Genomic DNA, 24,123 nt, shown 5'->3' with positions numbered 1-24,123 from the left:
GGCGCTGACCGGCGCCGTGCGCGAGGGCCTGCTCGTCAGCAATCCGGCTCGGCACCTGGAGCTACCTGCGCGTCCCCGTCCCCAGGCCCATGTGTGGACCGAGGCTCGCGTCGCCGAGTGGAGGGCCACCGGTGAGCGGCCCACCGTCGCGGTGTGGACACCCACACAGCTGGCCGCCTTCTTGGATTACGTCCGCGACGACGGCTTGTTCGCCCTGTGGTGGCTGATCGCCTTGCGGGGTCTGCGCCGCGGTGAGGCCGCCGGCCTGCGGTGGAGCGAGGTCGACCTGCACTCGGGTCAGTTGTCGGTGGTGCGGCAGCGCACCACCGCCGGCTACGACGTTCACGAGGGGCCGCCTAAGTCCGCGACCAGCCGCCGCAGCGTGGCCTTGGACCAGCACACGGTGCGGGTGTTGCGTCAGCACCGCGAGCGGCAAATCCAACAGCGTGACCTGCGGGCCACGGCCGGGAAAAGGTGGCATGACAGCGGTTACGTGTTCACCGGCCCCGACGGGATGCCGATCCACCCGGGCTACTTCACCCAGCGGCTGCGGCTGCTGGTTGACCGGGCTGGGCTGCCGCCGATCCGGTTGCACGACCTGCGCCACGGCGCGGCGACCCTGGCGCGGGAAGCCGGGGCCGACCTCAAAGCGGTGCAGGACCAGCTCGGGCACGCCACCATCCAACTGACCGCCGACATCTACACCAGCATCCTGCCCGAGTCTCAGCGCGAGGCCGCGGAAGCCACCGCGCGTCTGGTCCTTGACGCTGCCAAACCTGGCGAGGAGATCCGGCGTCAGCTCAGCCACCACCCGAAGCCACCGCAGGAACACCCCGCCGAGGCGCGTTCGGTGGCGGCACCTGCCCGTCGACCTCGGTGGAAGCCGTCCTCGGCCACAGGAGGCACCAAGCTTTTGTCCTCGGCAGGCAGGCGGCGGCCCGGACGGCCGCAGAAGTCCCGCTGACTCGTGTATCGGTGCAATTCCGGGCGGCATGGCGACAGGCGGGCACGGCCGTCGCCTGCCGCCCGGGATCCGTCGACGGTCGTCGCGGCATAACGTACGGCGATCGCGCTGAACGTCGGCTGGCAGATGTCTCCGACCGCCGGTCAGCGCGGTCACAATCCGAGGCTGGTTGGTCGCCTGCTGTAGATTGCACTGTCGTGCTTCTCGTGGCAGCGAATCCGGGGCCCGCCGCGCAGCCCACGTTCTGGGAGAACGTCGTCTGCTTCCTGTTCTTCTCGTCAGTCGGCTTGCTGTACGTCTGCTACTACTTCGGCTTCAGGATCAACGCCAAGTGCCTTGTCCTGACCAAGAGCACCAGGAAGCCGTGCGCGAGGGACGGCAAGGTCCTCGTTGGCTGCCGGCAACACAAGCGGCAGAAGACGGTGGCGTGGATTCGTCACATGGGTGCGGCGAGCTGGCTGGATCCGTGGTTCTACCGGCTGCACATCGTGCCGCCGTCCTTCGCGTCCCTGCCGACGTCCCCGGCGCCCGTTGTTCACCAGGTCACGTCGCCGGCGGCGGTCGAGACGCCTGGCAGGCGCATGACGGTCGAAGCCCGGATCGCGTTGTGGGCGTTGGCCTTCAGCGTCCTGCAGGCGTTCACGGCCCTCGTCGCCCTCGCGGTCGACGTCGCGGCTGGCACGTAGAGGTTGCCTCGTGGCACCTTCTTCACGGTGGCGCTCTGTTCGTCTGCGCAGTGAGCGGTCGGATCGGTGTGGCCAGCCAGACGTGCGTCGGCGGCAGGGTCATTCGGGAGTTCACACCGTCGCCGCTCGTCCCGCTAACGACCGATTGAACGGCGCGTCGTTATCGATCATCATCGTGCTCGACGAGCAGGGCGTGGTGAGCTGCGGACCTTCGGGAAGGGTGGCTTTGACGGCTCGTCGTAGCATCGGCGCATGCCGACGAAGGACCAGCAGGTCAAGCACGTGGTCGAGGGGATGGCGCTGGGTGTGCTCGCGCAGGGCGTGGAAGCGCTGTCCAGCGCCAAACTGAATCTGGAGCTCGCGTTCAACCACGCCTGGCGCGGGTGGGCACCGGCGACACGCTTCCCGAGTATCGCTGGCTCCCGGATCGATCCGGGGAATCTGTTCTGGATCGGCCTGAACAAGTCCGAAGGGCGCCAGGGCACCCGTGCGGCGTGGCGTAGCGGGCGGTGGTGGGAGCCGTATGTCACCTACGAGGCCTGGACCGTTGACAAGTGTCTTGAGCTTCACGCTGATGAACGGGCTTCTGTCCAGGACTGGCAGGACCTCGGCCGGCTCTTCGTTGCCCGGTTCGGGCCGGAAGAGGTCCGCCGCGTGTCGTGACCCAGCGCGTGGCGCCTGCGGTGGGCGGGCCGTTTTCAGGTCGAGGCTGTGCTAATTAGTGCCGGCCGCGGGGTTCGAGCGCTAGATATGTACATGCGGTCAATGCCCTGCCGTGGTCCATGGTGCGCCGGATTCAGGCCGGTCAGCCCACGTGGTCTTCGTCTTCGACGGTGATCCGTAGCTTGGAAGTCGTGGCTACCCTTAACGACCGCGGCGGCCCAACAGCTCGGGTTGTCGAGGTGCGGGTGGCTGTTGCAGCTCCCGGGCGAAGGTCGTGCCGCCGTCGCAGGAGTGGACGATGGGCCCGGGTTCGGAAAGTTCCATGTCGGTGAACGTGGGGTGGGCGGGGTGAGCAGCGACCCATTGGTAGGCGTGGGTGAGGAGCCGGGAGTTCACGTCGTTCGCGAGGGCGACAGCCGCTTCACCGCCTAACGAGCGGTGTGGTGCGACGTCGGCGACGCCGGGCGGGCCGATGACGAGCAACGCTCGTGGTGTGAGCGGCAGGGCTACCTCGTGGGCCTGGGCCACACCCGGCCGGCTGGGGTACACGTGGACGATGTCGGCGTTGCGAGCGCGGCTTCTGCTGGGCTTGCGCGCGTCCTTCTTCCGACGCCGCTGTGCCTTAGCGCAGCTCGGCAGGTGCTGGACGTGGCTGACGTCGCCGCGGGTACGCAGGATCACCGGCTCATCGCAGGTGATGAACAGCGGTTGGTCGATCGTCACGAGCGTCGCCGGGCGGCCGAAGAACACCTCGGCGACCTTGGGAGCGTTCTTGGCCAGGTATTCGAGGTGCAGGTTCGGGTCCGGAACCACCCGCACCTCGGTGATCCCGCGGATATCCGGCCGCGACGAGCGAATGAGGTAGTCGCCCATCAACTCGACCTCACGACGGTGTCGGGGCGTGCGCAGCAGCTGAAAGCCGATGAAGATGCTCAGATGCAGTGACTCCTCCGGCGTGAGCGGTCGCGGTGCCCGGAAGGGGTCGAGAATGCGGTCGATGACCGCGGTCGCCCCGTCCTCGATCACGCCAAGGATCCGTTCAAGCCGACCGTCGCGCTCACCGTCGAGGTTGATGAAGGTGTAGAAGTCGCGGATCGCGCCAACGTCCTTGATGTTGCGCAGGCTCGCCCGTCCCGTGACCCGATCGCGGACACGGATTTGGCCGGAGGCGGAGAAGCGTTCGAGATAGCGGCGCGGGACGGTGTGGTGCCGGCTGCCGACCATCGGCACCGGCGAGGTCGTATCCCACCACTGTTGGATCTCGTCGAGGATGCTCGGATCCGAGTCGATCATCTCGTCGACCCAGCACCGCCACGGCTCGTCATCCCACCTGTTGTCGCCGACCATTGCGCCCTTCCCACCGCGGCCCGTTGGCCGCCATCCCGATGATCCGCCTAGCCTCCGACACTGTCGAACCCGTCCGCCGCCAGGCGCCTTGGCGCACGCAGTGGCGGCTTCCAAGTGGTATCCGCCTGGCACAGTCCGCGGGCAGTCTCCAACCGACCACCAGGCACGCGAGGCTGTCAGCTCAGGACGTCGGCGCCGAGCCGGTGACGAACTTAATCTCGTCCAGGCCTCGGGGATCCGCGTTGCCGCGGTCGGTCAACTCCTGCAGGATCAAAGTTCGCAGGACGGCGCGGAGTTGGGCAGCGCTCAGACGTGGCTTCTCGCCGGTGGGGCGGTCCGCAGCCACGACGGTGGAGAACACGTCACCGGCGAACGAAATTGCCCGCTTGCCCGCGCGCAGGAACTGAGACCGCAGCGCGTACGCGGTCTTGAATGCCGGCTGGCCGCCCACCTCGGCTGGCGCGGCGCGCTGCTCGTCCTCGCCGCCATTCACGGCGCGGTCACCGTGCCGCTGCACGCCCTCACCATCCGCCGGCCCCGAACGGTGACGACCACGGCACTGGCCGGCACCGAGCGGTCCGGGCACGCCCAACGACGCGCCGTCGCCCAGACCGCGATGCGCGACACCCGCTTCTGGATCCTCGCCGCCACCCTGATCGGCCACGGCGCGGCCACCAGCACCATGACGGTGCATCTCATCGGCTACCTCACCAGCCGCGGCCACCCCGCCACCCTGACCGGACTGCTCGGCGTCCTGTCCATCACCGGCCGACTCGTGCTCACCGCCGCCCGCCGATACCTGCGCGTCACCACCATCGTCGCCTTGGTCTTCGCCATCCAGGCCGCCGCGCGCTCGCCATGCCGCTGCTCGCCGGCACCCGCGCCGGCGCGGCCATCACCGTCGTCGGGTTCGGACTCGGCTTCGGCATCACCAGCCTCGCCACCCCCGCCCTGCTCAGCGACCGGTACGGCACCACCGCCTACGCCACCATCGCCGGCCGACCCACCGCCCCCGTCACCATCGCCAAAGCCGCGGCACCCCTCCTGCACACCACCACCGGCTGGACACCGCGACTCGCCGCCCTCGCCGCATGCTGCGCCCTCGCCGCCACCGGCATGCTCACCCGCGCCACCACCCCAGCGCCGGACATCGGCAGCGCGGCCGACAACCGCGCGACCCCGGCGTCACCCGCAGGGCACCATCGCCTCGCCCGACGCGACAGCCTCACCACAACGTCGACAGCCCTGACCCACCACGCCGACGAGAAGCCTGGCGGACTCTCCAGCGCTGAATCGAGACCAACCGACGCAACGGACTCGCAGTCCGTCGACCCCCCGGCGACCCAGCAGAGAATGTGACCAGTCCTCACAAACTTCCCTTACGCACGGAATAGGGAGCATCCATGACTGGGTCGGGAACCATCTACAAACGGTGCGGCTGCCGGCACAATGCAACGAAGAAGCGCCTGGAAAGCAACTGCGCACGCCTGCCAGAACGCGGACACGGCACGTGGTACTTCGCCTGCTCCGCGACCGACGCGTTCGGCAGGCCGACACGGGCCCGCCGGGGCGGCTTCCGATCCAAGGCCACCGCCACCCAGGCGCGCAACGAATGGCTGAGCCAGACCGGCGAGGCACGCACCGCGCAGGGATGGACCCTGGAACGTGGCTGCGATATTGGCTGTCCACCCGCACCAAGATTAAGGACACCACCAGGGCCCAGTACACACGAGACGTCGACCAGTTCCTCATCCCGCACATGGGCAGGATCACCCTGGCCGACCTCAACATCCGCCGAATCCGCAGCGGCTTCAACGACATCGCACAGACCACCAACGGACGCGGCCAGCCACAGTCGCCCTCATGCCTGCAGCATCTGCGGACCACTCTTCGCGCGGCACTCAACCTCGCTGTCCGGGAGGGCCTCCTCGACGCCAACCCGATCCGGCACCTCGAACTCCCGTCCTACCGCAAGCCACACGCCCAGGTGTGGACACCCGCACGTGTCGCGGAATGGCAGGCAACCGGCCAACGGCCAGCGGTCGCCGTCTGGACCGCGCCTCATCTCGCCGCGTTCCTCGACGCGGTCACCACCGACCGGTTCTTCGCCATGTGGTGGCTCATCGCCCTGCGCGGCCTACGTCGCGGTGAAGCATGCGGCCTGCGCTGGTCCGACATCGACCTCGACCACGGCGTGCTGTTCATCTTCCGCAGCCGCACCACCGTCGGCTACCACGTCATCGAAGGGGAACCCAAAACAGCCGCCAGCACGCGCGCCGTCGCTCTCGACAAACACACCGTGGCCGTGCTCCGCGAGCACCAGCGCCGCCAGCGTCAGCAACAGGCCGCCCGCGAGGTGGCAGGCAGAGCCTGTTACGACAGCGGCTACGTGTTCATCCGCCCCGACGGCAGGCCCCTGCACCCCCAGTACGCCACCCGGCACTTCAGCCGACTCGTCAAACGAGCCGACATCCCACCGATCCGTCTGCACGACCTCCGCCACGGCGCCGCGTCCCTCGCCCACGAAGCCGGTGCCGACCTCAAAACCGTGCAAGATCAGCTCGGCCACGCAAGCATCGTCACCACCGCCGACACCTACACCAGCGTCCTGCCATATGCCCAGCGTAGGAGCGCCGAAGCCACTGCCCGACTCGTTCTCGCCGCAGCCCGCCGCACCCGCGAAAAGATCAGGAAGACGGGCCAGAGCAGCCGCCCCACACCCCGCCCGAAAAACAAGCGCACTACCCGTCAAGCACGAGTGACCCCACCACGGAAGAGCAGGTCAACACACATGCAACCCAAGCATGACTACGGAAAGTGACGGCGCCCACATGACACCCACGCGACACCCACTGTCCAACCGGGACGATCAACAAAAAACGCCTGACCGCGTTTCCGCAGGTCAGACGCTGTTTGATCTTGTGCGCCCGAAGGGACTCGAACCCCTAACCTTCTGATCCGTAGTCAGATGCTCTATCCATTGAGCTACGGGCGCTCGTGCTCAGCCAGTGTACACACCCGGCTTTCGCGCGGAGACTCCGGGATTCGAACCCGGGAGGGGCTTTAAGACCCCAACCGCATTAGCAGTGCGGCGCCATAGACCAGACTAGGCGAAGTCTCCCTGGTGATCCGCAGACCACCGCGCCCGAGGATACAGGTCGCCACCCACCGGGAGCAAAACGACTTCCGGTGTACGACCGCCAGCGCTCCCCGCCGCCTGTGCCGCCTCCCTGTGCGACGGTGTGATCGGGACTACGCTCCATCGATATGCAGGAGCAGCAGCCGCCCAGCGAGCCGACCCGCCAAGAGCCTGCTGACCGAGTGCGCAGGCGCTCTCCGCGGGACACTTTTACGCCGCCCGCAGCCGCCGAGCAGACGGCGGAGAAGACCGAGCCGACGTCCGGGCCGGCGGCGGCTCCCGCGCCACCTGGGCAGCGTCCTCGACGGCCCCGACCCGCCCCGGCGGTGCTTTTCCAGCCACCGGAGCCGGAGCGGGTCCTGCCTCGACAGCCGGGCAGCAGCGAGCCGGTTCCGCCGGCCGAGGTGACAACACCGACCGGGCCGACACGTCCACCGCAGCCGGTGACACCGCCCGCACCGGGCGAACCGGCCGAGCCCACCAAGCCGGCCGCGACGCGCCGGCCGGACGAGACGCGCCGGCCGGACGAGGCGTCCGGCGCGGCGCAGGAGGACGGGCCGGCGCCTGGGGCCGGCCCGCAGCAGCCGGCGAACCCGTCGAAGCGGACGCCGCGCGCCACCTCCGCGCGTCCGGCGAGCACCCGCAGGAAGGCGCCGGCCGGCGATGTGACTGCCACGACACCGCCCCCGGCCACCCCCGCCCCGACGACCACCCCGACCAGACGCACCGCCACACCGGCCAAGAGCACCGCCACACCGGCCAAGAGCACCGCCACACCGGCCAAGAGCACCGCCACACCGGCCAAGAGCGCCGCCGCACCGGCCAAGAGCACCCCCACACCGGCCAAGAGCGCCGCCGCACAGGCCAAGCGCGCGGCCGCCCCTCGCAAGACCGCCGTCTCGAAGAAGGCAGCACCCCCGGCCGAGCAGTCGCCGCCGATGATCACCACCGCCCCGGCGACGGGGCCGTCGATGGCGGTGCCGGCGTCGGGGCGTACCCCGGAATCGGACCTGCGGGCGGTGATCGCCCGCCTGCGCGACCACCCGGGCTTCGCACCGGAGCTGCTGGCTCTGGAGGCGGTGCGGGCGCTTGGTCCGGGCGCCGCCGAGTGGGCCGAGCGGCTGCGGGCCCGCTATCCGGACGCTCCGGCGGACGGCGTGGCCCGGCTGGCGACCCGGCGGTACGTCTGGGCGGCGGGCGCGGGTGGGGCGGCGTCCGCGCTGGCGGGGCTCTTCGCGCCGCTGGCGGAGTTGGGCTCGGTGCTCTGGACCCAGTCGAACCTGGTGCTGCACCTGGCGGCGGCGTACGGCCGGGACCCGGCGCATCCCGACCGGGCGGCCGAGCTGCTGGTGTTGACCCAGGTGCATCCGGACGCGGCGAGCGCCGAGGCGGCGTTGGCCGGTGCGCGGGCGGCGCACGAGCCGGTGGAGGGGACGTGGCCGAGGGCGGCGGAGGCGGCGTGGCGACTCGCCGCACCGCTCACCGCGCAGGCCGGAGGGTGGGTTGCGCTGCGGTTGGCGTCCCGGCTGTTGCCGGGCGCGGCGGTGGTCGCCGCCACATTGGGCGACGCGGCGGCGACCGATCGGCTCGCTGCCCGCGCGATCGCTGCCTACCGGCCGCGTCAGAGCCAGCTGAACCAGTCGCGGGGCAGCAGCGCGTAGCCGACGAAGGCGACCACGTCGAGCACTGTGTGCGCGATGATCAGCGGTAGCACCCGGCGGGTACGCAGGTAGAACAGGCTGAAGATCACGCCCATGATCGCGTTGCCGACGAACGCGCCGAAGCCCTGGTAGAGGTGGTAGCTGCCGCGCAGCAGCGCGCTGGCGGCGACGATCGCGGCGAGCCGCCACTGGAGTTGGCGCAGCCGGGTGACCAGATAGCCGACCACGATCACCTCCTCCAGCACGGCGTTCTGCACTGCGGAGAGGATCAGCACCGGAACCGCCCACCAGACGTGCGGCAGGGCCGCCGGCACCAGCGTGGCGTTGATGCCGAGCTGTGCCGCCGCCCAGAACAGCGCCAGGCCGGGCAGGCCGATAAGCGCGGCCAGGCCGGCACCCCGGGCCAGGTCCTGGCCGGGCCGCCGCGCGTCCAGGCCGAGGGTCCGCGCCGGGTCGCCGGGGTCGCGGCTGAGCAGGTGTACGGCGAGCAGCACGGGCAGCAGCGCGAAGACGATGCCGAGGAGCTGGTACGTCAGGTCGAGCCAGGGTCGGGCCGACGCCGAGGTGTTCAGTGCGGCGGTCTGCTTGGAGAGCGGCCCCTCGGCGGTCAGCTTCGCGATGATCGAGACCACCGCGTAGACCGCGGACTGGCCGAGGGAGAGGCCGAGGACCAGCAGCGTCTCGGTCCCCAGTACTCGGCGGGACACCGGGCGGGTCAGCTCAACGGTCACCGCACCACTCTGCCCGACGGACGGCACCGGGGGCACGGCCGATCGGCCGGCGTGAACCGATCGCACATTCTGTGCGACCGGTGAGCACGCTCCGTGGAGATTCTATGAGCGCCCGATCCGCTGCCGTCTGGAGAAGGAGCACCGGTGGACAACGTCGCACGGTTGCTGAAGGAGAGCTGGACCCTCGTCGAGGAGGACCGGGAGCGGCTGAGCGGGCACTTCTACGCCCGGCTGTTCCTGCTCGACCCCGCCCTGCGGCAGCTCTTCCCGGTGCAGATGAACGGCCAGGGTGACCGCCTGCTGGAAGCGATCATCACGGCGATCCACACCGTGGACGATCCGGAGAGCTTCGACGAGTTCCTGCGTGCGCTGGGCCGGGACCACCGCAAGTACCACGTCGACGACAAGCACTACGCGACGATGGGCGTCGCGCTGCTGGACGCGCTGCGCAGCACCGCTGGCGACGGCTGGAATCTGGAGTACGACCAGGCGTGGCGGGACGCGTACGCGGCGATCGCGGCGAAGATGACGGCCGGGGCGGCCGACGACGACAACCCGCCGTTCTGGCACGCCGAGGTGCTGACCCACGAGCGGCACGGCCCGGACATCGCCGTGCTGACCTGCCGGGCCCTGCAACATCCGCTGTCCTGGCGGGCGGGCCAGTACGTCAGCCTGGAGCTGCCCCGCTTCCACCCGAGGGTGTGGCGGAACTACTCGGTGGCGAACGCCCCGAACGACGACAACGTGCTGGAGTTCCACGTGCGGAGCCCGGGCGCGGGTTGGGTGTCCGGGGCGCTGGTGCGCCGCGTACAGCCGGGGCACCTGCTGCGCCTGGCGGCACCGATGGGGTCGATGACCCTGGACCGCTCCTCCGAGCGGGACATCCTCTGCGTGGCCGGTGGCGTCGGGCTGGCGCCGATCAAGGCGCTGGTCGAGGAGTTGGCCAGCTACAACCGGACGCGCTGGGTGCACGTCTTCTACGGCGCCCGGCACGCGACGGACCTGTACGGGCTGGCTGGCCTGCAGGAGTTGGTGGCCGCGCACCCGTGGTTGTCGGTCACGGCGGCGTGCAGCGACGATCCCGACTTCGACGGCGAGTTGGGCGACATCCCGGACGTGGTGGCCCGGTACGGCCCGTGGACGACGCACGACTGCTACGTCTCCGGTTCGGCGCAGATGGTTCGGTCGACACTGCGGGTGCTGGCCGCCGACGAGGTGCCGCCGCCGAACATCCGCTACGACACGTTCGGCGATCTCTAGACGTTCCTCCCCCCACACCGGGGCGCGTGCCCCTGCCCCCTGGGGCACGCGCCCCGGCCCCCGCCCTGGTCAGTAGCGCCAGGGTTGGCCGGTCTCCCGGTATTCCTCCACCGGCACCAGCGGCACGCCGGGTGCCATCCGGTCGACGTAGAGCCGCCCTTCCAGGTGGTCGATCTCGTGCGCGACGAGCCGGGCCATGCCGAACTCGAACGACGTGATGACCCGGCTGCCGTCCCACTGTGCGTGTTCCACGTCGAGTCGCAGCGGTCGGGGCACCAGACCGCGATGGTCGAAGAAGGAGAGGCACCCCTCGTACTGCTCGTCGGTCTCCGGGTCGGCGTCCACCACCCGGGGGTTGAGCAGGATTACCGGTTCCGCCGACCGGTCGGGGGGCCGGACCACTGCGGCGGCACGGCCGATGCCGAGCTGCGGTGCGGCGATGCCCACTCCCTTGCTGAACGGGTGCAGCTCGTCGAGCCGGGACAGCGCCATGGTGAGTCGGTCCACGACGTCCCGGGCCACCTGTTCGTCGCCGGGCAGGTCGAACTGCCGGACCTGCTGGCGGAGGAGGTCGGCCCCGCGCTGGACGATGCCGATCCCGCGCATCCGCTCGCTGGGGCGGACCCGGGTGCCGCCGGGGCCGACGTCCGGGTCGCTGTCCGGCCGGGCCCGGAAGCGCCACTGCATCCGGTAGCGGGCGTTGAGCGGCGGGGCGTCGGTCTGCCAGTCGTAGATCGCCCGGTCGCCCTCGTCGCGACGCTGCGGCGCCGTCCGCAGCGGGCCCTCCTCCGCGGAGAGCGAGGTCTCCACGCCCCAGACCTGCGGGTCGAGGGCCGCCGGCAGGTCCAGGCGTACGGCGAGGTGCCGGGTCGGCAGCCGGACGGCCCGCTGGAACCAGGGGCCCCACTTCTCGTGCCCGACGCTGTACGCGTACTCGATGATGGCCCGGTCTCCCGGGTAGAGGGGGAAGCGCCGTTCGCCGTTCTCGAAGAGCAGCCAGATCTCCTTGAACGCGTCCCGGTCGTGTTTCGCCCGCCAGTGCATCGGCTCCGGGTCGCCGGCGTCGTCGTCGCGGCGGGCCTGTAGTTGCAGCTCGGCGAAGGTGAGCGGGTGTTCCCGGTGGTGCCGGTTGGAGCGACCGGGGTCGTTCGGGTACCGGTCCACCGCGACGCGGACGAGGTAGCGGGTGACCGGTTCGGTGCCGGCGTTGTAGAGCTCGCGGCGGATGACGCACCGGTAGGCGTCGTCGGTGTGGGTGAGGGTGGCCAGTTCCCGTTCGACGACGAGGCCGGTGCCGGGAGGCAGCCACTGACCGGGCAGCGGGGGCTCGCGGTGCGGTTGGCCGGAGCGGGCGTGCCGGAGGTCGTCGTACTCCCGGAAGCGCTGCCAGATCGCGCCGCTGGCCTCCAGGACGGCCTCGGCACGGCGGGCGAAGTCCTCGGTCGGGCGGTGTCGGCGGCCCTCGACGTGGCTGACGTAGGACGGGTCGAACCCCATCAGGATGGCCAGCTGCTTCTTGGACAGGCCCCGCCCGGCGCGCTGGCGGGCGAGCTCGGCCGCGAAGGAGTCGGCAGCCCGTTCGAGGGGTGACGTCGTCATCGGCTTCCTCGTGGCCGGGAGTATCAGTTTCACGTTCCGTGGCGAAGCGCACACGCATCTGCCACCTTGTCGACACAACGCTTGACAATCCACCGACGGTGATCGATCCTGCGGCGGCGTTTTCGGAGGCCGGGTGCGGGTAGTACGCCGGGGCGCGGAGCGCTGCTCCCGCCGGGAGCCGGAGTGACCCGGGCCTCCCGATCCGACCGAGGCAAGGCTTCCCTTAGGCCGCCAGGCGTGGTTAGGCTAGCCTTAGCTCAGGACGGCGCTGGTCGTCCGCCGGGGCATGCTCCCCGGTCACGCGGACGGGGGATGACACGGTGACAGCGGTGATGCCGAGGCGGGACGTGACCGCCACGCCGCTCGCCCCCGTCACCGCGGCGCTGCGGGCCATGTTCGGCACCGACGACCTTCCCGGTCTCGCCCGGGGCCTGCTTGTCGACGACGAGTTCGGTTGGGCGCCCGCCACCACCCTGATCGACGGCACCCGCCTGCCGGAGCTGCTGCACGCGGCAAGCGTCCGCTGGGGCGGTACCCCACACGCCTGCGCCGCGCTGGCCTGGAAGTCGTACAGCTACTGGACGGCCCTGCCGGTCGTGCTCGGCTGGGCCTCGGCCCGCCGGGTGCCACTGCTCGACCCGTCCGACGTGCTGATCCACTTCGAGGACCACCGGCCCCTGCTCACACTGGGCCTGCGCCACGGCACCACAGTGGCCGTGCTGCCGAGCGACCCGCTGGCGCTCTCCGGCCTGCCGGAGGTACGCGTCGTCGCCGGCGAGGCCGAATTGCTCGCCGAGCTGCGCGCCTCCCTGCTCGACGCCCACCTGGCGCCGCTGATCGCGGCGATCCAGGCGGAGGTGCGGGTGGGCACCCGGACGCTGCTCGGCTCGGTCGCCTCCGGCATCGCGCACGGCATCCTCCGGGCCGCGGACGCCCTGCCGGGCTCGACGGTGCAGAGCATCGACACCCTGCTCGGCGCGCTCGACCTGGCGGACCTGGTCGAGCTGGTGCCCGGCCCGACCGGTGAGCCGAGCGTGCAGCGACGCACCTGCTGCCTGGCCTTCACGCTGCCCAGCCCGAAGGTCTGCCAGGGCTGCTGCGTCCGCCAGGGCTGATCCCGCGCGTCCGACAAGGCTGATCCCGGCGCGTCCGACCCCCGCTCAGTCGGTCAGCGGCCGGACGTCCCACACCCAGACGCCGCCGGTGAAGACCGGTTGGATCCCGGTCAGCTCGGTCATTCCACGCCGCAGTTCCAGCTCGTGCTCGTGCGGCCCGAGGATCACCACGCCGGCCCGCCAGTAGCGCAGGTCGTCGACCGCGTTGACCCGACTCTGCGGGGTGATCGGCGGCACCGCGCCGGTCCGTCGGATGGTGGCGAAGAAACTGCTGGTGGGCCGGGGTGGCGCGGTGAACAGCGCGACCTTCGGCGGCTCCGCGCTCGGGCGGGTGTCCGGTCCGAGGAAGTAGCCCCGGGCCAGCGGCATGTCCAGTCGGGTCGCGGCGGACCAGCGCAGCGGCTCGGCGTAGTTGGTGTCCGGCAGCGGCAGGGTCACCACACTGCGCCCACCAGCCACGTACGGCCGCCAAGCCCCGCTGGTCACGAAGGTGGGGACCGGGTCCAGCTGGACCACGGGCAGCGGGGTGGGCAGGATCGGCAGCAGGGCCATCGTCAGCACGGTCGCGGTGGCGAAGCGGATCTGCGGGCGGGCGGCCGGGCGCGTACGGGCCAGTTCGCGGGCGCGTTCGGCGCCGTAGGCGAGCAGCACCCCGACGATCGGGGTGATCGCCAGCGCCCACCGGGTCGGCACCACCGAGTGCAGGATCGGCAGGTTCTCCAGCGCGGCCCAGGGCCCCGGCACGCCGGTGCCGTGACCGGCGAAACGGATCTCCCGCCCGAGTGAGAGCACCGTGAAGAGCAGCCCGAGCCCGGCCAGCGCGAGCACGACCACCGAGCGCCGCAGCCACCAGATGAGGGCGACCACCAGCACGAGCAGCGACCAGCCGAAGAAGCTGTTCTCCTCGGTCGGGTTCTTGGCCAGCCCGGCGGCGGTGCGCGGGCTGCCGGCCAGCGATTCCCGGGAGTACGCGACGAACGAGGCCAGGTCGCTGGAGTAGCCGCGGATCAGGCTGGACAGCCCGGAGTAGGCGCCGGGTCCGAAGAACTGCACATACAGCGGGTACGCCAGCAGCAGACCCGCGACCACTGCGGCGACGGCCAGGCCCGCGAGGAAGGACCGGGCCCGTGACCGCAGTGCGGGGCGGCCGATGGCAAGCGCGCCGACGATCACGCCGAGCCCGATCGCGGTCATCAGCAGGATCTCCAGGTTGAGAAACGCCTGCCAGACGATCACCAGCGCGAGCAGCAGCCCGTTGCGCAGCCAGCGGCCGGGGTCGGCGAGCCGCAGCGTACGCCAGATGATCAGTGGGACGACGAACTGCGACACGATGTTCGGGTGCCCGTTGGCGTGCGACACCATGGCCGGCGCGAACGCGCAGAAGCCCGCGCCCAGCCAGGCCGGCCCCCGGGCTCCGATCAGGACGCGGGAGAGCAGGAAGTACCAGGCGGTGGCGGTGGCGATCATTCCGAGGGTGAGAAAGAGCAGGAATGCCGCACGTGGCCCGAACAGCAGGGTGATCGGCGTCATTGGCAGCGAAATGGATAATACGGACGTATTTGCCATGAGGTTGACACCGTCGGGCACGTTCATCTGATCGGAATGGAACGGGTATGCGAAATGCGTGACCACTCGCGCACCGTGCGCCATCATCCATTCGAACTGTTGCTGGTCGGAGCGGTTGTCCCGCACTCCACTGCCCGGGTCCAACCAGAGGCGGCCGGTGACCCAGAAGGCGAGCACCACGAAGCTCAGCACGGCGGCCAGATCGGTCCACTTCCCGTTGCGGCGCAAGCGATCGCCGCCGCCGGCCCCCTCCACCGGCGACGCGGTGGCCGGGCCGTCGCCGGGCGCGTCCGGTTCGGGAGTAGTCATGACAATTCATAGGGTAGTCAGCGTATGGCGGCACCGTGACATGTTTCGGGGTACTGCCGTACTATGTGCCGGGTTCGCCGACCGCCGATCACGTGCCCACCCCCCGACCGCAATTCGGCCAACCGCTCCCCCGATTCTTCTGCCATCCAAGCGGATGATTCACTCTGTCGGTCCAGGCACGGGTCGAGTTCATATCGTGAGGAATCGACGCATGGCAGAAATCACTGGGGATCAGCGCGTCCAGTCCGAGGTGCTGGAGGGCCTGGCAACGGCCGTCAACCACCGCCGCTGGTTCGTCGAGCTGGCGGTGCCGTACCTCGGTGACGACCCGATCGAGATCGGCAGCGGCCTCGGTGACTACGCGCTGGAATGGTCGCAGCGGCTGCCCCGGTTCACCGCCACCGAGGCCGATCCCGACCGGCTGGTGCAGCTCAAGGAGCGCCTCGCCGAACAGCCCGGCATCGACGTCCGGCAGATGCTGCTCCCGCACAGCGACCGGGGGGACTACAGCGCCGCGGTCTCGTACAACGTCCTGGAGCACATCGAGGACCACGTGGGCGCGCTGCGCAGCATGCGCGACCTGGTCCGCCCCGGCGGCGCGGTGATCATCATCGTGCCGGCGTTCCAGTTCGCCATGAGCCCGGCGGACATCGCCACCGGCCACGTCCGCCGCTACACCAAGAAGACGCTCGGCACGGCCATGACCGAGGCCGGCCTGACGGTGGAGAAGATCCACTACGCCAACGCACTCGGGTTGATCGGCTACTTCATGGCCACCAAGGTCTTCCGGCTGATGCCGAAGGAGGGGCCGATGGTCAAGGTGTACGACACCCTCGTCCTCCCCGCCACGAAGGCCGCCGAGCAGGTCGTCCGACCCCCGTTCGGCCAGTCCGTCTTCGCGGTGGCCCGCGTCCCCGCCTGACCCACCCCGCCCCGCGATCTTGCACTCGACCGCAAACGGACAGTGCAAGATCGCGGGGTACGGCTCACTCCTTGATCTGGTACGTCGGGCGGATGACCGCCCTCGCCAGGGTGTGGAACGTCAGGTTGAAGCCGACGTAGGCCGGGCTCGCGTCCGGGGTGAGGTCCAGGCGGTCGACGTCCAGGGCGTGCACCGCGAAGACGTACCGGTGCGGCCGGTCACCGGGCGGCGGCGCCGCCCCGCCGTAGCCCTGCTCCCCGTAGTCGTTGCGGACCGAGAAGGCCCCGCCGAGGTCGGTGCCCGCCGCGCCGCCCGCGCCGCTGGGCAGCTGCGTGACGTTGACCGGCACGTTCACCAGCACCCAGTGCCAGAAGCCGCTGCCGGTCGGGGCGTCGGGGTCGTAGCAGGTCACGGTGAAGCTCTTGGTCTCGGCGGGGAAGTCCGACCAGGTCAGCTGCGGGGAGACGTTCTCACCACCGGTGCTGCCGTGGGCGTGCCGGGCGTCCATCGGCTCGCCGTTCTGCACGTCGTCGCTCGTCAGCGTGAACGAGGGCACGGTCGGCAGCAGCTCGTACGGGTCCGGGGCGATCGGTCGTTCGAGGGTCATCGGGACGGCGTCCTTCCGGTCTGGGCAGATACCTGCCCTTCATACCCCGTTCCGGGCCGACCAACGACCAGATGCGTCGGTTGTCCGGCGGCGCCGGCCGAACGCTATGGTTGGCAGCCCGCAACTTTCCACGGGGGGAATACTTGCTAGGGATCTGGCGCGACTTCCTGGTCGCCGTCGTCACCGCGCTGCGCAAGCCGGACGAGCAGGCGCTCGCCGAGGAGCGCCGACGCGCGGTCGAGCGGCTGGCCGACGAGACGGTCCGTGAGAACCGGCGGACGGTCGACCCCCCGGAGTAGCGGTGGCGGAGGGTGTGGGATTCGAACCCACGAAGACATCGCTGCCTTACCGGTTTTCAAGACCAGCGCCATCGGCCACTAGGCGAACCCTCCCGGACCGCCACCCGCGGGTGTACGGCCGTGGACAGTCTGCCACGACACCCGCCGGCCGGCTCGGCGTCCCTCCCCGAAGCGCCGGTCAGGCGGCGGCCGTAGCGTCCACTGTGGCGGGGATCGCCGCCACCCGACGGAAGTCGGGACACGCGTCGCAGCGTGCAGCGGCGTGATCGACTCGGATTCCATGAAACCGGGGCATCGGACCGTCACAGACACCCCGGTTTCATGGAACCCGGGGCCGAGCGCCGAGCGCCAGGGCCGAGCGCCGACGACCGGAGTGCGCCGGGGTGCGTCTGCGGCCCACGGGCGTATCGGGTAAGACTGAGGCCATGCGAGCCATCACCGTTCCGCAGCCCGGTGGACCCGACGCGCTGGTGTGGGCCGAGGTCCCCGACCCGGAGCCCGGCCCGGGCGAGGTGATCGTCGCGGTACGGGCCAGCGGAGTGAACCGCGCCGACCTGCTGCAACGGCAGGGGCACTATCCGCCGCCGCCGGGTGCGCCCGCGTACCTCGGGTTGGAGTGCTCCGGGGTGATCGACGCGATCGGGCCGGAGGTGACCGGTTGGGCCGTCGGCCAGGAGGTCTGTGCGCTGCTGGCCGGCGGCGGGTACGCCGAGCGTGTCGCAGTGCCCGCCGGGCAGCTGCTGCCGGTGCCGGCCGGCGTCGACCTGGTCGACGCCGCGGCGCTGCCGGAGGTGGCCTGCACGGTCTGGTCGAACGTGGTGAGGGTGGGCCGACTCGGCTCGGGTGACACGCTGCTGGTGCACGGCGGGGGCAGCGGGATCGGCACGTTCGCGATCCAGTTTGCGGCGGCCCTGGGCGCCACGGTCCTGGCGACCGCCCGCGCGGCCAAGCACCCCCGCCTGCGCGAGCTGGGCGCGGCGCACACGATCGACTACCGGGAGCAGGACTTCGTCGAGGAGGTCCGCAAGGTCACCGACGGCCACGGCGCGGACGTCATCCTCGACATCGTGGGCGCGTCCTACCTGGGCCGGAACGTCGCCGCGCTGGCGACCGGCGGCCGGCTCGTGGTGATCGGGATGCAGGGTGGTCGCAAGGCCGAGCTGGATCTCGGGGCGCTGCTGGCCAAGCGGGCGAGCGTCGCGGCGACCGCGCTGCGCTCCCGACCGCTGGCCGAGAAGGCGGAGATCGTCCGGGGCGTACGCGATGAGGTGTGGCCGTTGGTCGAGGCCGGCGCGGTCCGCCCGGTGGTGGACCGGCGGCTGCCGATGGCCGGGGCTGCCGAGGCGCACCGGCTGGTCGAGTCGAGCGACCACGTCGGGAAGGTGCTACTCACCGTCGGGTGAGGCGCGGGGCAGCATGAGGCGTGCGCCGGGACCTTCGCCGGCCAGCGTGTCCTCCGGGTTGTAGAGGGTGCAGCGTTGCAGGGACAGGCAGCCGCAGCCGATGCAGCCGTCCAGGTCGTCGCGGAGCTTGGTGAGCAGCCGGATCCTCTCGTCCAGGCGGCCGCGCCAGCTCGCGGAGAGCCGCTCCCAGTCCTGCGGGCTGGGCGTACGGCGGTCGGGCAGCGACTCCAACGCCTCGCGGATCTCGTCCAGCGAGACGCCGACCTGCTGGGAGATCCGGATGAAGGCGACCCGCCGCAGTTCGGTGCGGGCGTAGCGGCGCTGGTTTCCGCCGGTGCGGTTGGCGCGGATCAGACCGAGCCGCTCGTAGTAGCGCAGCGCCGACGGCGCCACGCCGGAGCGGACGGAGAGTTCGCCGATGGTCAATGAGTCCTGCATCACGGTCCTTGAAATGAAGTGCACTTCAACTCACACGCTAGTGGCATGGCAACCACACTCACCACCGACAGCAGTGCCAGGCTCCCCGGCCTGATCCGGCGGTTGACCGGCGACGAGAAACACGCGCCGAGCGCCCACTCGACAATCGACGTGATCCAGGTCCTCTACGACCGGGTGCTGCGGGTCACCCCCGACACCGTCGACGACCCGGACCGGGACCGGTTCCTGCTCTCCAAGGGGCACGGGCCGGCCGCGTACTACGCGGTGCTCGCCGCACACGGGTTCATCCCGGAAGCCTGGCTCGACGACCTGGGCGGGCCGGACAGCCGGCTCGGCCACCACCCGGACCGGGTGCTGGTGCCAGGCGTGGAGATCAGCTCCGGCTCGCTCGGCCACGGGCTGGGGTTGGGCGTCGGCACCGCCCTCGGCCTGCGCGCGCAGGGCCTGCTCACCCCCCGGGTGTACGTGCTGCTCGGCGACGCCGAGTTGGACGAGGGGTCCAACCACGAGGCCATCGCGTACGCGGGCGCGACCGGTCTGGACAGCCTCACCGCGATCGTGGTGGACAACTCGTCGGCGACCCACGGCTGGGCGGGTGGCATCGCCGGTCGGTTCACCGTCAACGGGTGGACCGCCGACACGGTCGACGGCCGGGACCACACCGCCCTGTACGCGGCCCTGACCGGGCACCGGCCGGGACAGCCGCACCTGGTGGTCGCCCGCGTCGAGAGCAAGGGATGACAGTCATGCGTACCGCCTTCATCGACACCACCACTGCCCTGCTCGACGAGGACCCTCGCACCGCCCTCGTGCTGGCCGACATCTCGGTCAGCCAGTTCGCCCCGGCGGGCCGGCGGCACCCGGACCGGGTGCTCAACGTCGGCATCCGGGAGCAACTGATGGTCGGCGTGGCCGGCGGCCTCGCTCTGACCGGGCTGCGCCCGATCGTGCACTCGTACGCGACGTTCCTCGTCGACCGGGCGTACGAGCAGATCAAGTTGGATCTGGACCACCAGGGCGTGAGCGCGGTGCTGGTCAGCATCGGCGCCTCGTACGACGCCGCGGAGGAGGGCCGCACGCACCAGTCACCAGGTGACGTGGCGCTGTTCGACTCGCTCGGCGACGGCTGGACCGTGCGGGTGCCCGGTCACCCGGACGAGGTCGCGCCGCTGCTCCGGGACGCCGCGGCGGGCGACGATCCGGTCTACCTGCGGCTCACCGAGCAGCGCAACGCCGAGGCGTATCCGGACGCCGACCGACTACGGGTGCTGCGGCGGGGCGGGCCGGACGCGCCTCTCGTGGTTGCCGTCGGGCCGATGCTCGACACCACGCTCGACGCGACCGAGGGAATGGACGTGACGGTCGCGTACACCCACACCCCCCGGCCCTTCGACACGGCCGGGCTGCGGGCGCTGGCCGGGACGGACGTGGTGCTGGTCGAGCCGTACCTGGCGGGGACGTCGAGCGCGGTCGTCGGGCACGCCCTGGCGGACGTGCCGCACCGGCTGCTCACGCTCGGGGTGGGCCGGACCGATCTGCGGCGCTACGGCGATGCCGCCGACCACGCCCGCTGGCACGGCCTGGACGCCGCAGGTCTGCGACGGACGATCGGCGCGTTCCTGGGATCAGCGCGCGGATGACACGGCGGGACGGCGGCGAGCGCGCTCGCGACCGAGGATCCAGATCGCCTCGACGCCGTCCTTCCAGGTGATCTTCTTGCCCTCTTCGCGGCCCCGCGCCCGGTAGCTGATCGGCACCTCGTACGGGCGGATCTTGCGGCGCAGCAGCTTGCCGGTCACCTCGGCCTCCATGCCGAAGCCGCGCGAGCGCACCTCCAGCGACCGGTAGAGCTCCACCGGCATCAGCTTGAAGCAGGTCTCCAGGTCGCCGATGTACGAGTTGAACAGCACGTTCGCCGCCATCGTGACGCCCTTGTTGCCCATCACGTACCAGAAGCTGTAGGCGCTGTGGCTGCCGAAGGTGCGATTGCCGTAGACCACCGTGGCCCGCCCGTCGAGCACCGGGTCGAGCAGCTTCGGGATGTCCTGCGGGTCGTACTCAAGGTCGGCGTCGAGGATGACCATGAAGTCGCCCTCCGCGCTGTCCACCGCCGTCTTGATGGCCGCGCCCTTGCCCGCGTTGCGCGGGTGGGTGATGACCCGCAGGCGGGCGTCGTCGACGCGACCGAGGACCTCGCCGGTGCCGTCCCGGCTGCCGTCGTCGACAACGACCAACTCGATCTCGCAGGGGTAGTCAACCGCCAACGCCTGCTTGAGGGCGTCTGCGATGCGTTCTTCCTCGTTGTAGACAGGCATGAGGATCGAGAGCTTCACGGGAATCTCCACGGGGGCGACGACACGTCGGGCATAGCCTAGCCCGACTGGTCAGGCCGACGGTTGCCGCCACCGTCGGACAACCGGCGCGACGATTCAGCCAGATGGTGTTTACTTCCGGCCATGTCGGCTGCCGGCTCCCTGCTCGCGATGCTCCCCGCCGCCTCGTTGCTCCTGCTCACGGTCGCGACGAAGCCCCGCGGGGCCGACGCGGTGGGGCCGTCACGGCTCGCCGCGGTGCGCGCGGCATTGGTCACCGGGGCGTACGCGGTGCTCGTCGTCGAGGTGCTCGGCGCGCTGCACGCGCTGACCCGGCCGGCGTTCGTCGCCGCCTGGCTGCTCTTCCTGCTCGCCACCGCGACGGCGGTGGGCCTGCGCTGGCACCGGGACACTCCGCCCGCCGAGGTGCCCGCCGAGGTGCCCGCCGAGGTGCCGGCCGCGACGGCCCGGCGGGTGCCGGTCGGCGCGGCGGTGACCGCGGGCGCGGGCCCGGAGACGTCCGTCCCGCTCGCCGACCGTGGCCCGTCCGGCGGGCGCGACGCCACGCCGATCCGGACCGGTGAGGTACGCGCCGGCCTGCGCAGAGCAGCCGAGATCTGGCGTACGGCGAGTCGGGGCGAGCGACTGCTCGGCGGTGGCATCGGCGGGCTGGTGCTGCTGGAGTTGCTTGTCGCGCTGCTGGCCGAGCCGAACAACTTCGACTCGCAGACCTACCACCTGCCCAAGGTCGAACACTGGGTGGCCCAGGGTGACCTGGACTTCTGGCCCACCGCCATCCACCGGCAGGTGACCATCCCACCCGGCGCGGAGTACCTGCTCCTGCACCTGCGCCTGCTCACCGGCTCCGACGCGCTGCACAACCTGGTGCAGTGGGCCGCCGGGGTGCTCTGCCTGCTGGTGGTCGCGCGGATCACCGCGCAGCTCGGCGGCGGCCGGCGGGCTCAGTTGATCACCGCATTCGTGCTGGCCACCACGCCGATGGTGGTACTACAGGCGACCAGTACGCAGACCGACCTGGTCTGCGCGGCGTGGGTGGCGTGCGCGGCGACCCTCGCCCTGGACGGGCTGCGTCGGCGGACCGGTTGGGGCACGCTGCTCGGCCTGGGCGCGGCCACCGGGTTGACGGCAGTGACCAAGACCAGTGGCCTGCTCGCGGTGGGCCCGCTGCTGCTGCTGTGGGGCCTGGCCCAGCTCCGGCTGGCCCTGGCTGACCGCGCACCGGCCGCCGACCGGGCACCGGCCGCCGGTCGCGCGCCGGCCGCCGGTCGCGCGCCGGCCGCCGGTCGCGTTCGGTCGATCGGTTCGGTGGTTCGCGTCGTCGGTGGCTCGGCGCTGATCCTGGTGGTGGCGGCGCTGGTGGTCGGCCCGTTCCTGACCCGGGTGACCGCCGAGTTCGGGAATCCGCTGGGCCCCCCACGGCTGCGGGAGTCGATCCCGATGGAACGGCACGATCCGGCGTCGATCCTGGTCAACGCCCTGCGGATCGGGCACACGGCGTTCGACACGCCGCTGGCGCCGCTGCGCAGCGCCAGCGCGGACGCGATCATCGAGGGCGCGGACGTGCTGGGTGTCGACCCCCAGGACCGGGCGATCACCTTCGGTCGGGAGGTCTTTCCGGTGCCCGCCTGGTACCCGGACGAGGACCGGGTGGCGTTCCCGATCGCCGGGGCACTCGCGGTGCTCGGCACGCTCGTCGCGCTCGTCCGCCCGCGTCGGCTCGACCTCGGGCCGGTGGGGCCGCTGCGCTCGTACGCCGTGGTGGTGCTGACCACCGTGCTGCTGCACACGTCGATGCTCAAGTGGCAGCCGTGGGGCAACCGGCTGCTGCTCTACGCCCTGGTCCTCGCCGTGCCGCTCGCCGGCCTGTGGCTGGACGCGCTCCTGCGCCGCCACACGAACCCGGAGCCCTCAGTGCCGGCACGGCGGCGGTCCGTGGCCACCGTGGCGACCGTCGCCGTGTTGGCCACCTCGGCGCTGGCCGGGGTGCTGGCGCTGTCGTACGGCTTCCCGCGCCGGCTCGTCGGCTCCGGCTCGGTCTTCACCACCTCGGACTGGGACACCCGGTTCCTGCGCCGGCCACAGTGGGCCGACGAGTTCCAATGGGCCGCGACAGCGGTCCGCGACAGCGGCGCGCGGCGGATCGGGCTGGTGGAGCAGAACGACAACTGGGAGTACCCGTGGTGGCTGCTGCTGCGCCAGCCGGACGGTGGCTCGCCGGACCTGGTGTCGTTGCAGTCGGTCCTGCCCGAGCGGCCGCCGGCCGACCCGGCCTCGATGGACGCGATCGTCTGCACCGGCAGTCAGCCGGCCTGCGCCAAGCTGGTCCCGGCCGGCTGGCGGTTGGAGTTCCGCGGGTACGTGGGCTACGCCCTGCCGCCCGGCCGCTGATCGCCTGCCGCTCGGGCGCAGCCGCGCAGGGACGGGCCCCCGGGCGTACACCCGGGGGCCCGTCGCTCACTTGTCGCGCGGGATGAGGATGAGCCGGGCGACGCCCTTGTCGCCGTCCTTGGCACCGGCGACGCCGAGCTTCGCGCCGACCTTGACCTCGCTCGGCTGCACCGTCGCGCGTCGCTCGACGACCCGCAGGTCGTCGCCGAAGGTCCAGGTCATCGTGAACCCGTCGGTGGACTTGACGGTCATCGAGTCGCCGTCGATGGCGGTCACCTCGCCGCGCTGCACGGCCACGGTCTGCGTACCGTTGTCCTTGGTCTGCACCACCGCCTCGCCGTGCAGGGTGTTCTTGCGCAGCTGCACGCGGGCCTGGTGGCGCTTGCGCCACTCCTCGCCGCGCTTCTGCCGGTCCTTGTCGCGAGCCGTCGGGGAGGCGCCCGGCGTCGGAGTGGCCGGGGCGGCGACGGTCTGCACGTCCAGGTCGGTGGCGTCGAAGCCCATCGCGGTAAGCGCCTGGCCCTCCACACCCATCGCGGCGGCAACCTCGACCGCGGCGTCCCGCGCGGGCTGGCTGGCCACCTCGGCCGCGCCGCAGCCGCTGACCCCGAGCGCGACCGCCGCGAGCAGTGCCGTGGTGCCGGTGACGAATCCCCAACGTGGCATGACTCTCCCTCTCGTCCGTGGAGCCCT

At 71.2% G+C, this 24,123-nt stretch carries 23 protein-coding genes and 3 tRNA genes; 14 read left to right on the top strand and 12 right to left on the bottom strand.

The annotated features are described in order from the left end of the window. The first annotated feature begins 16 nt into the window (after positions 1-16). The 3 genes from AB0B97_RS09200 (at position 17) to AB0B97_RS09190 (ending at position 2,313) form a co-directional block, all read left to right on the top strand. On the top strand, positions 17-964 hold the full coding sequence (locus AB0B97_RS09200) for a site-specific integrase (protein WP_357491912.1): 948 nt from the start codon (positions 17-19) through the stop codon (positions 962-964). Positions 965-1,161: 197 nt separating this feature from the next. Next, positions 1,162-1,650, top strand: coding sequence for a hypothetical protein (locus AB0B97_RS09195; protein ID WP_357491910.1), 489 nt, complete (start codon positions 1,162-1,164; stop codon positions 1,648-1,650). 252 nt (positions 1,651-1,902) lie between these two features. Further along, positions 1,903-2,313, top strand: coding sequence for a hypothetical protein (locus AB0B97_RS09190; RefSeq protein WP_357491908.1), 411 nt, complete (start codon positions 1,903-1,905; stop codon positions 2,311-2,313). Positions 2,314-2,514: 201 nt separating this feature from the next. Here AB0B97_RS09190 and AB0B97_RS09185 read toward each other — a convergent pair whose 3' ends face one another. Continuing rightward, on the bottom strand, positions 2,515-3,537 hold the full coding sequence (locus AB0B97_RS09185) for a DUF4238 domain-containing protein (RefSeq protein WP_357492103.1): 1,023 nt from the start codon (positions 3,535-3,537) through the stop codon (positions 2,515-2,517). A 304-nt stretch (positions 3,538-3,841) separates the two neighbouring features. Further along, positions 3,842-4,384: a hypothetical protein gene (locus AB0B97_RS09180; RefSeq protein WP_357491906.1), complete on the bottom strand. Its 543-nt coding sequence runs from the start codon at positions 4,382-4,384 to the stop codon at positions 3,842-3,844. Between the two features lie 134 nt (positions 4,385-4,518). Here AB0B97_RS09180 and AB0B97_RS09175 point away from each other — a divergent pair, with 134 nt between their 5' ends. Continuing rightward, on the top strand, positions 4,519-5,019 hold the full coding sequence (locus tag AB0B97_RS09175) for a hypothetical protein (RefSeq protein WP_357491904.1): 501 nt from the start codon (positions 4,519-4,521) through the stop codon (positions 5,017-5,019). 292 nt (positions 5,020-5,311) lie between these two features. Then, entirely contained in the window at positions 5,312-6,481 is a 1,170-nt protein-coding gene (locus tag AB0B97_RS09170; RefSeq protein WP_357491902.1) for a tyrosine-type recombinase/integrase, read from the top strand. 101 nt (positions 6,482-6,582) lie between these two features. Here AB0B97_RS09170 and AB0B97_RS09165 read toward each other — a convergent pair. Then, positions 6,583-6,655, bottom strand: a tRNA-Arg gene (locus AB0B97_RS09165). A gap of 35 nt (positions 6,656-6,690) precedes the next feature. Next, positions 6,691-6,781, bottom strand: a tRNA-Ser gene (locus AB0B97_RS09160). A gap of 461 nt (positions 6,782-7,242) precedes the next feature. Between AB0B97_RS09160 and AB0B97_RS09155 the strand changes: the two genes are divergently transcribed. Continuing rightward, the gene (locus AB0B97_RS09155) at positions 7,243-8,460 is read left to right on the top strand and encodes a hypothetical protein (RefSeq protein ID WP_357491900.1); all 1,218 of its coding nucleotides are present in this window, start codon (positions 7,243-7,245) and stop codon (positions 8,458-8,460) included. On the opposite strand, the gene AB0B97_RS09150 is transcribed toward AB0B97_RS09155, so the two are convergent. After that, complete coding sequence (locus AB0B97_RS09150; RefSeq protein WP_234582583.1) at positions 8,421-9,191, bottom strand: CPBP family intramembrane glutamic endopeptidase; 771 nt, start codon at positions 9,189-9,191, stop codon at positions 8,421-8,423. The two genes, AB0B97_RS09155 and AB0B97_RS09150, sit on opposite strands and share 40 nt — an antisense overlap. Positions 9,192-9,335: 144 nt before the next feature. Here AB0B97_RS09150 and AB0B97_RS09145 point away from each other — a divergent pair, with 144 nt between their 5' ends. Then, positions 9,336-10,451, top strand: a complete 1,116-nt coding sequence (locus AB0B97_RS09145; RefSeq protein ID WP_357491898.1) for a globin domain-containing protein — start codon at positions 9,336-9,338, stop codon at positions 10,449-10,451. Positions 10,452-10,520: 69 nt separating this feature from the next. Here AB0B97_RS09145 and AB0B97_RS09140 read toward each other — a convergent pair whose 3' ends face one another. Beyond that, the gene (locus tag AB0B97_RS09140) at positions 10,521-12,050 is read right to left on the bottom strand and encodes a peptide deformylase (RefSeq protein WP_357491896.1); all 1,530 of its coding nucleotides are present in this window, start codon (positions 12,048-12,050) and stop codon (positions 10,521-10,523) included. A gap of 332 nt (positions 12,051-12,382) precedes the next feature. Here AB0B97_RS09140 and AB0B97_RS09135 point away from each other — a divergent pair, with 332 nt between their 5' ends. Next, complete coding sequence (locus AB0B97_RS09135) at positions 12,383-13,165, top strand: IucA/IucC family C-terminal-domain containing protein (RefSeq protein WP_234582692.1); 783 nt, start codon at positions 12,383-12,385, stop codon at positions 13,163-13,165. A gap of 45 nt (positions 13,166-13,210) precedes the next feature. On the opposite strand, the gene AB0B97_RS09130 is transcribed toward AB0B97_RS09135, so the two are convergent. Next, positions 13,211-15,040 (bottom strand): hypothetical protein, encoded by a 1,830-nt coding sequence (locus tag AB0B97_RS09130; RefSeq protein ID WP_357491894.1) that lies wholly within the window; start codon positions 15,038-15,040, stop codon positions 13,211-13,213. Between the two features lie 211 nt (positions 15,041-15,251). Between AB0B97_RS09130 and AB0B97_RS09125 the strand changes: the two genes are divergently transcribed. Then, entirely contained in the window at positions 15,252-15,962 is a 711-nt protein-coding gene (locus tag AB0B97_RS09125; protein ID WP_357491892.1) for a class I SAM-dependent methyltransferase, read from the top strand. Positions 15,963-16,026: 64 nt separating this feature from the next. Here the strand turns inward: AB0B97_RS09125 and AB0B97_RS09120 are convergent, their stop codons facing one another. Continuing rightward, entirely contained in the window at positions 16,027-16,569 is a 543-nt protein-coding gene (locus AB0B97_RS09120; protein ID WP_234582588.1) for a YbhB/YbcL family Raf kinase inhibitor-like protein, read from the bottom strand. A 143-nt stretch (positions 16,570-16,712) separates the two neighbouring features. Between AB0B97_RS09120 and AB0B97_RS09115 the strand changes: the two genes are divergently transcribed. Then, entirely contained in the window at positions 16,713-16,868 is a 156-nt protein-coding gene (locus AB0B97_RS09115) for a hypothetical protein (protein ID WP_357491890.1), read from the top strand. Positions 16,869-16,871: 3 nt separating this feature from the next. Here AB0B97_RS09115 and AB0B97_RS09110 read toward each other — a convergent pair. Next, positions 16,872-16,961: transfer RNA gene (locus tag AB0B97_RS09110), tRNA-Ser, on the bottom strand. Between the two features lie 332 nt (positions 16,962-17,293). Between AB0B97_RS09110 and AB0B97_RS09105 the strand changes: the two genes are divergently transcribed. Further along, positions 17,294-18,271 (top strand): NAD(P)H-quinone oxidoreductase, encoded by a 978-nt coding sequence (locus tag AB0B97_RS09105; protein ID WP_357491888.1) that lies wholly within the window; start codon positions 17,294-17,296, stop codon positions 18,269-18,271. On the opposite strand, the gene soxR is transcribed toward AB0B97_RS09105, so the two are convergent. After that, positions 18,254-18,709: a redox-sensitive transcriptional activator SoxR gene (gene soxR / locus AB0B97_RS09100; protein ID WP_357491886.1), complete on the bottom strand. Its 456-nt coding sequence runs from the start codon at positions 18,707-18,709 to the stop codon at positions 18,254-18,256. The two genes, AB0B97_RS09105 and soxR, sit on opposite strands and share 18 nt — an antisense overlap. Positions 18,710-18,754: 45 nt before the next feature. Between soxR and AB0B97_RS09095 the strand changes: the two genes are divergently transcribed. Both AB0B97_RS09095 and AB0B97_RS09090 read left to right on the top strand, forming a co-directional pair. Then, a complete protein-coding gene (locus AB0B97_RS09095) occupies positions 18,755-19,450 on the top strand; it encodes a transketolase (RefSeq protein ID WP_357491884.1) in 696 nt (231 codons plus the stop codon). A 5-nt stretch (positions 19,451-19,455) separates the two neighbouring features. Further along, complete coding sequence (locus AB0B97_RS09090) at positions 19,456-20,349, top strand: transketolase (RefSeq protein ID WP_357491882.1); 894 nt, start codon at positions 19,456-19,458, stop codon at positions 20,347-20,349. Here AB0B97_RS09090 and AB0B97_RS09085 read toward each other — a convergent pair. After that, the gene (locus AB0B97_RS09085) at positions 20,335-21,042 is read right to left on the bottom strand and encodes a glycosyltransferase family 2 protein (protein ID WP_234582594.1); all 708 of its coding nucleotides are present in this window, start codon (positions 21,040-21,042) and stop codon (positions 20,335-20,337) included. The two genes, AB0B97_RS09090 and AB0B97_RS09085, sit on opposite strands and share 15 nt — an antisense overlap. Before the next feature lie 123 nt (positions 21,043-21,165). On the opposite strand from AB0B97_RS09085, the gene AB0B97_RS09080 reads away from it, so the two are divergent. Continuing rightward, on the top strand, positions 21,166-23,430 hold the full coding sequence (locus AB0B97_RS09080; RefSeq protein WP_357491879.1) for a glycosyltransferase family 39 protein: 2,265 nt from the start codon (positions 21,166-21,168) through the stop codon (positions 23,428-23,430). 66 nt (positions 23,431-23,496) lie between these two features. Here AB0B97_RS09080 and AB0B97_RS09075 read toward each other — a convergent pair whose 3' ends face one another. After that, positions 23,497-24,096, bottom strand: coding sequence for a hypothetical protein (locus tag AB0B97_RS09075; RefSeq protein ID WP_354857291.1), 600 nt, complete (start codon positions 24,094-24,096; stop codon positions 23,497-23,499). Positions 24,097-24,123: the final 27 nt, after the last annotated feature.

Source organism: Micromonospora sp. NPDC049004 (genome assembly GCF_040649315.1).
GTDB lineage: Bacteria > Actinomycetota > Actinomycetes > Mycobacteriales > Micromonosporaceae > Micromonospora.
The sequence above is the reverse complement of the archived record's forward strand: the minus strand, read 5'-3'. Positions and strand labels throughout refer to the sequence as shown.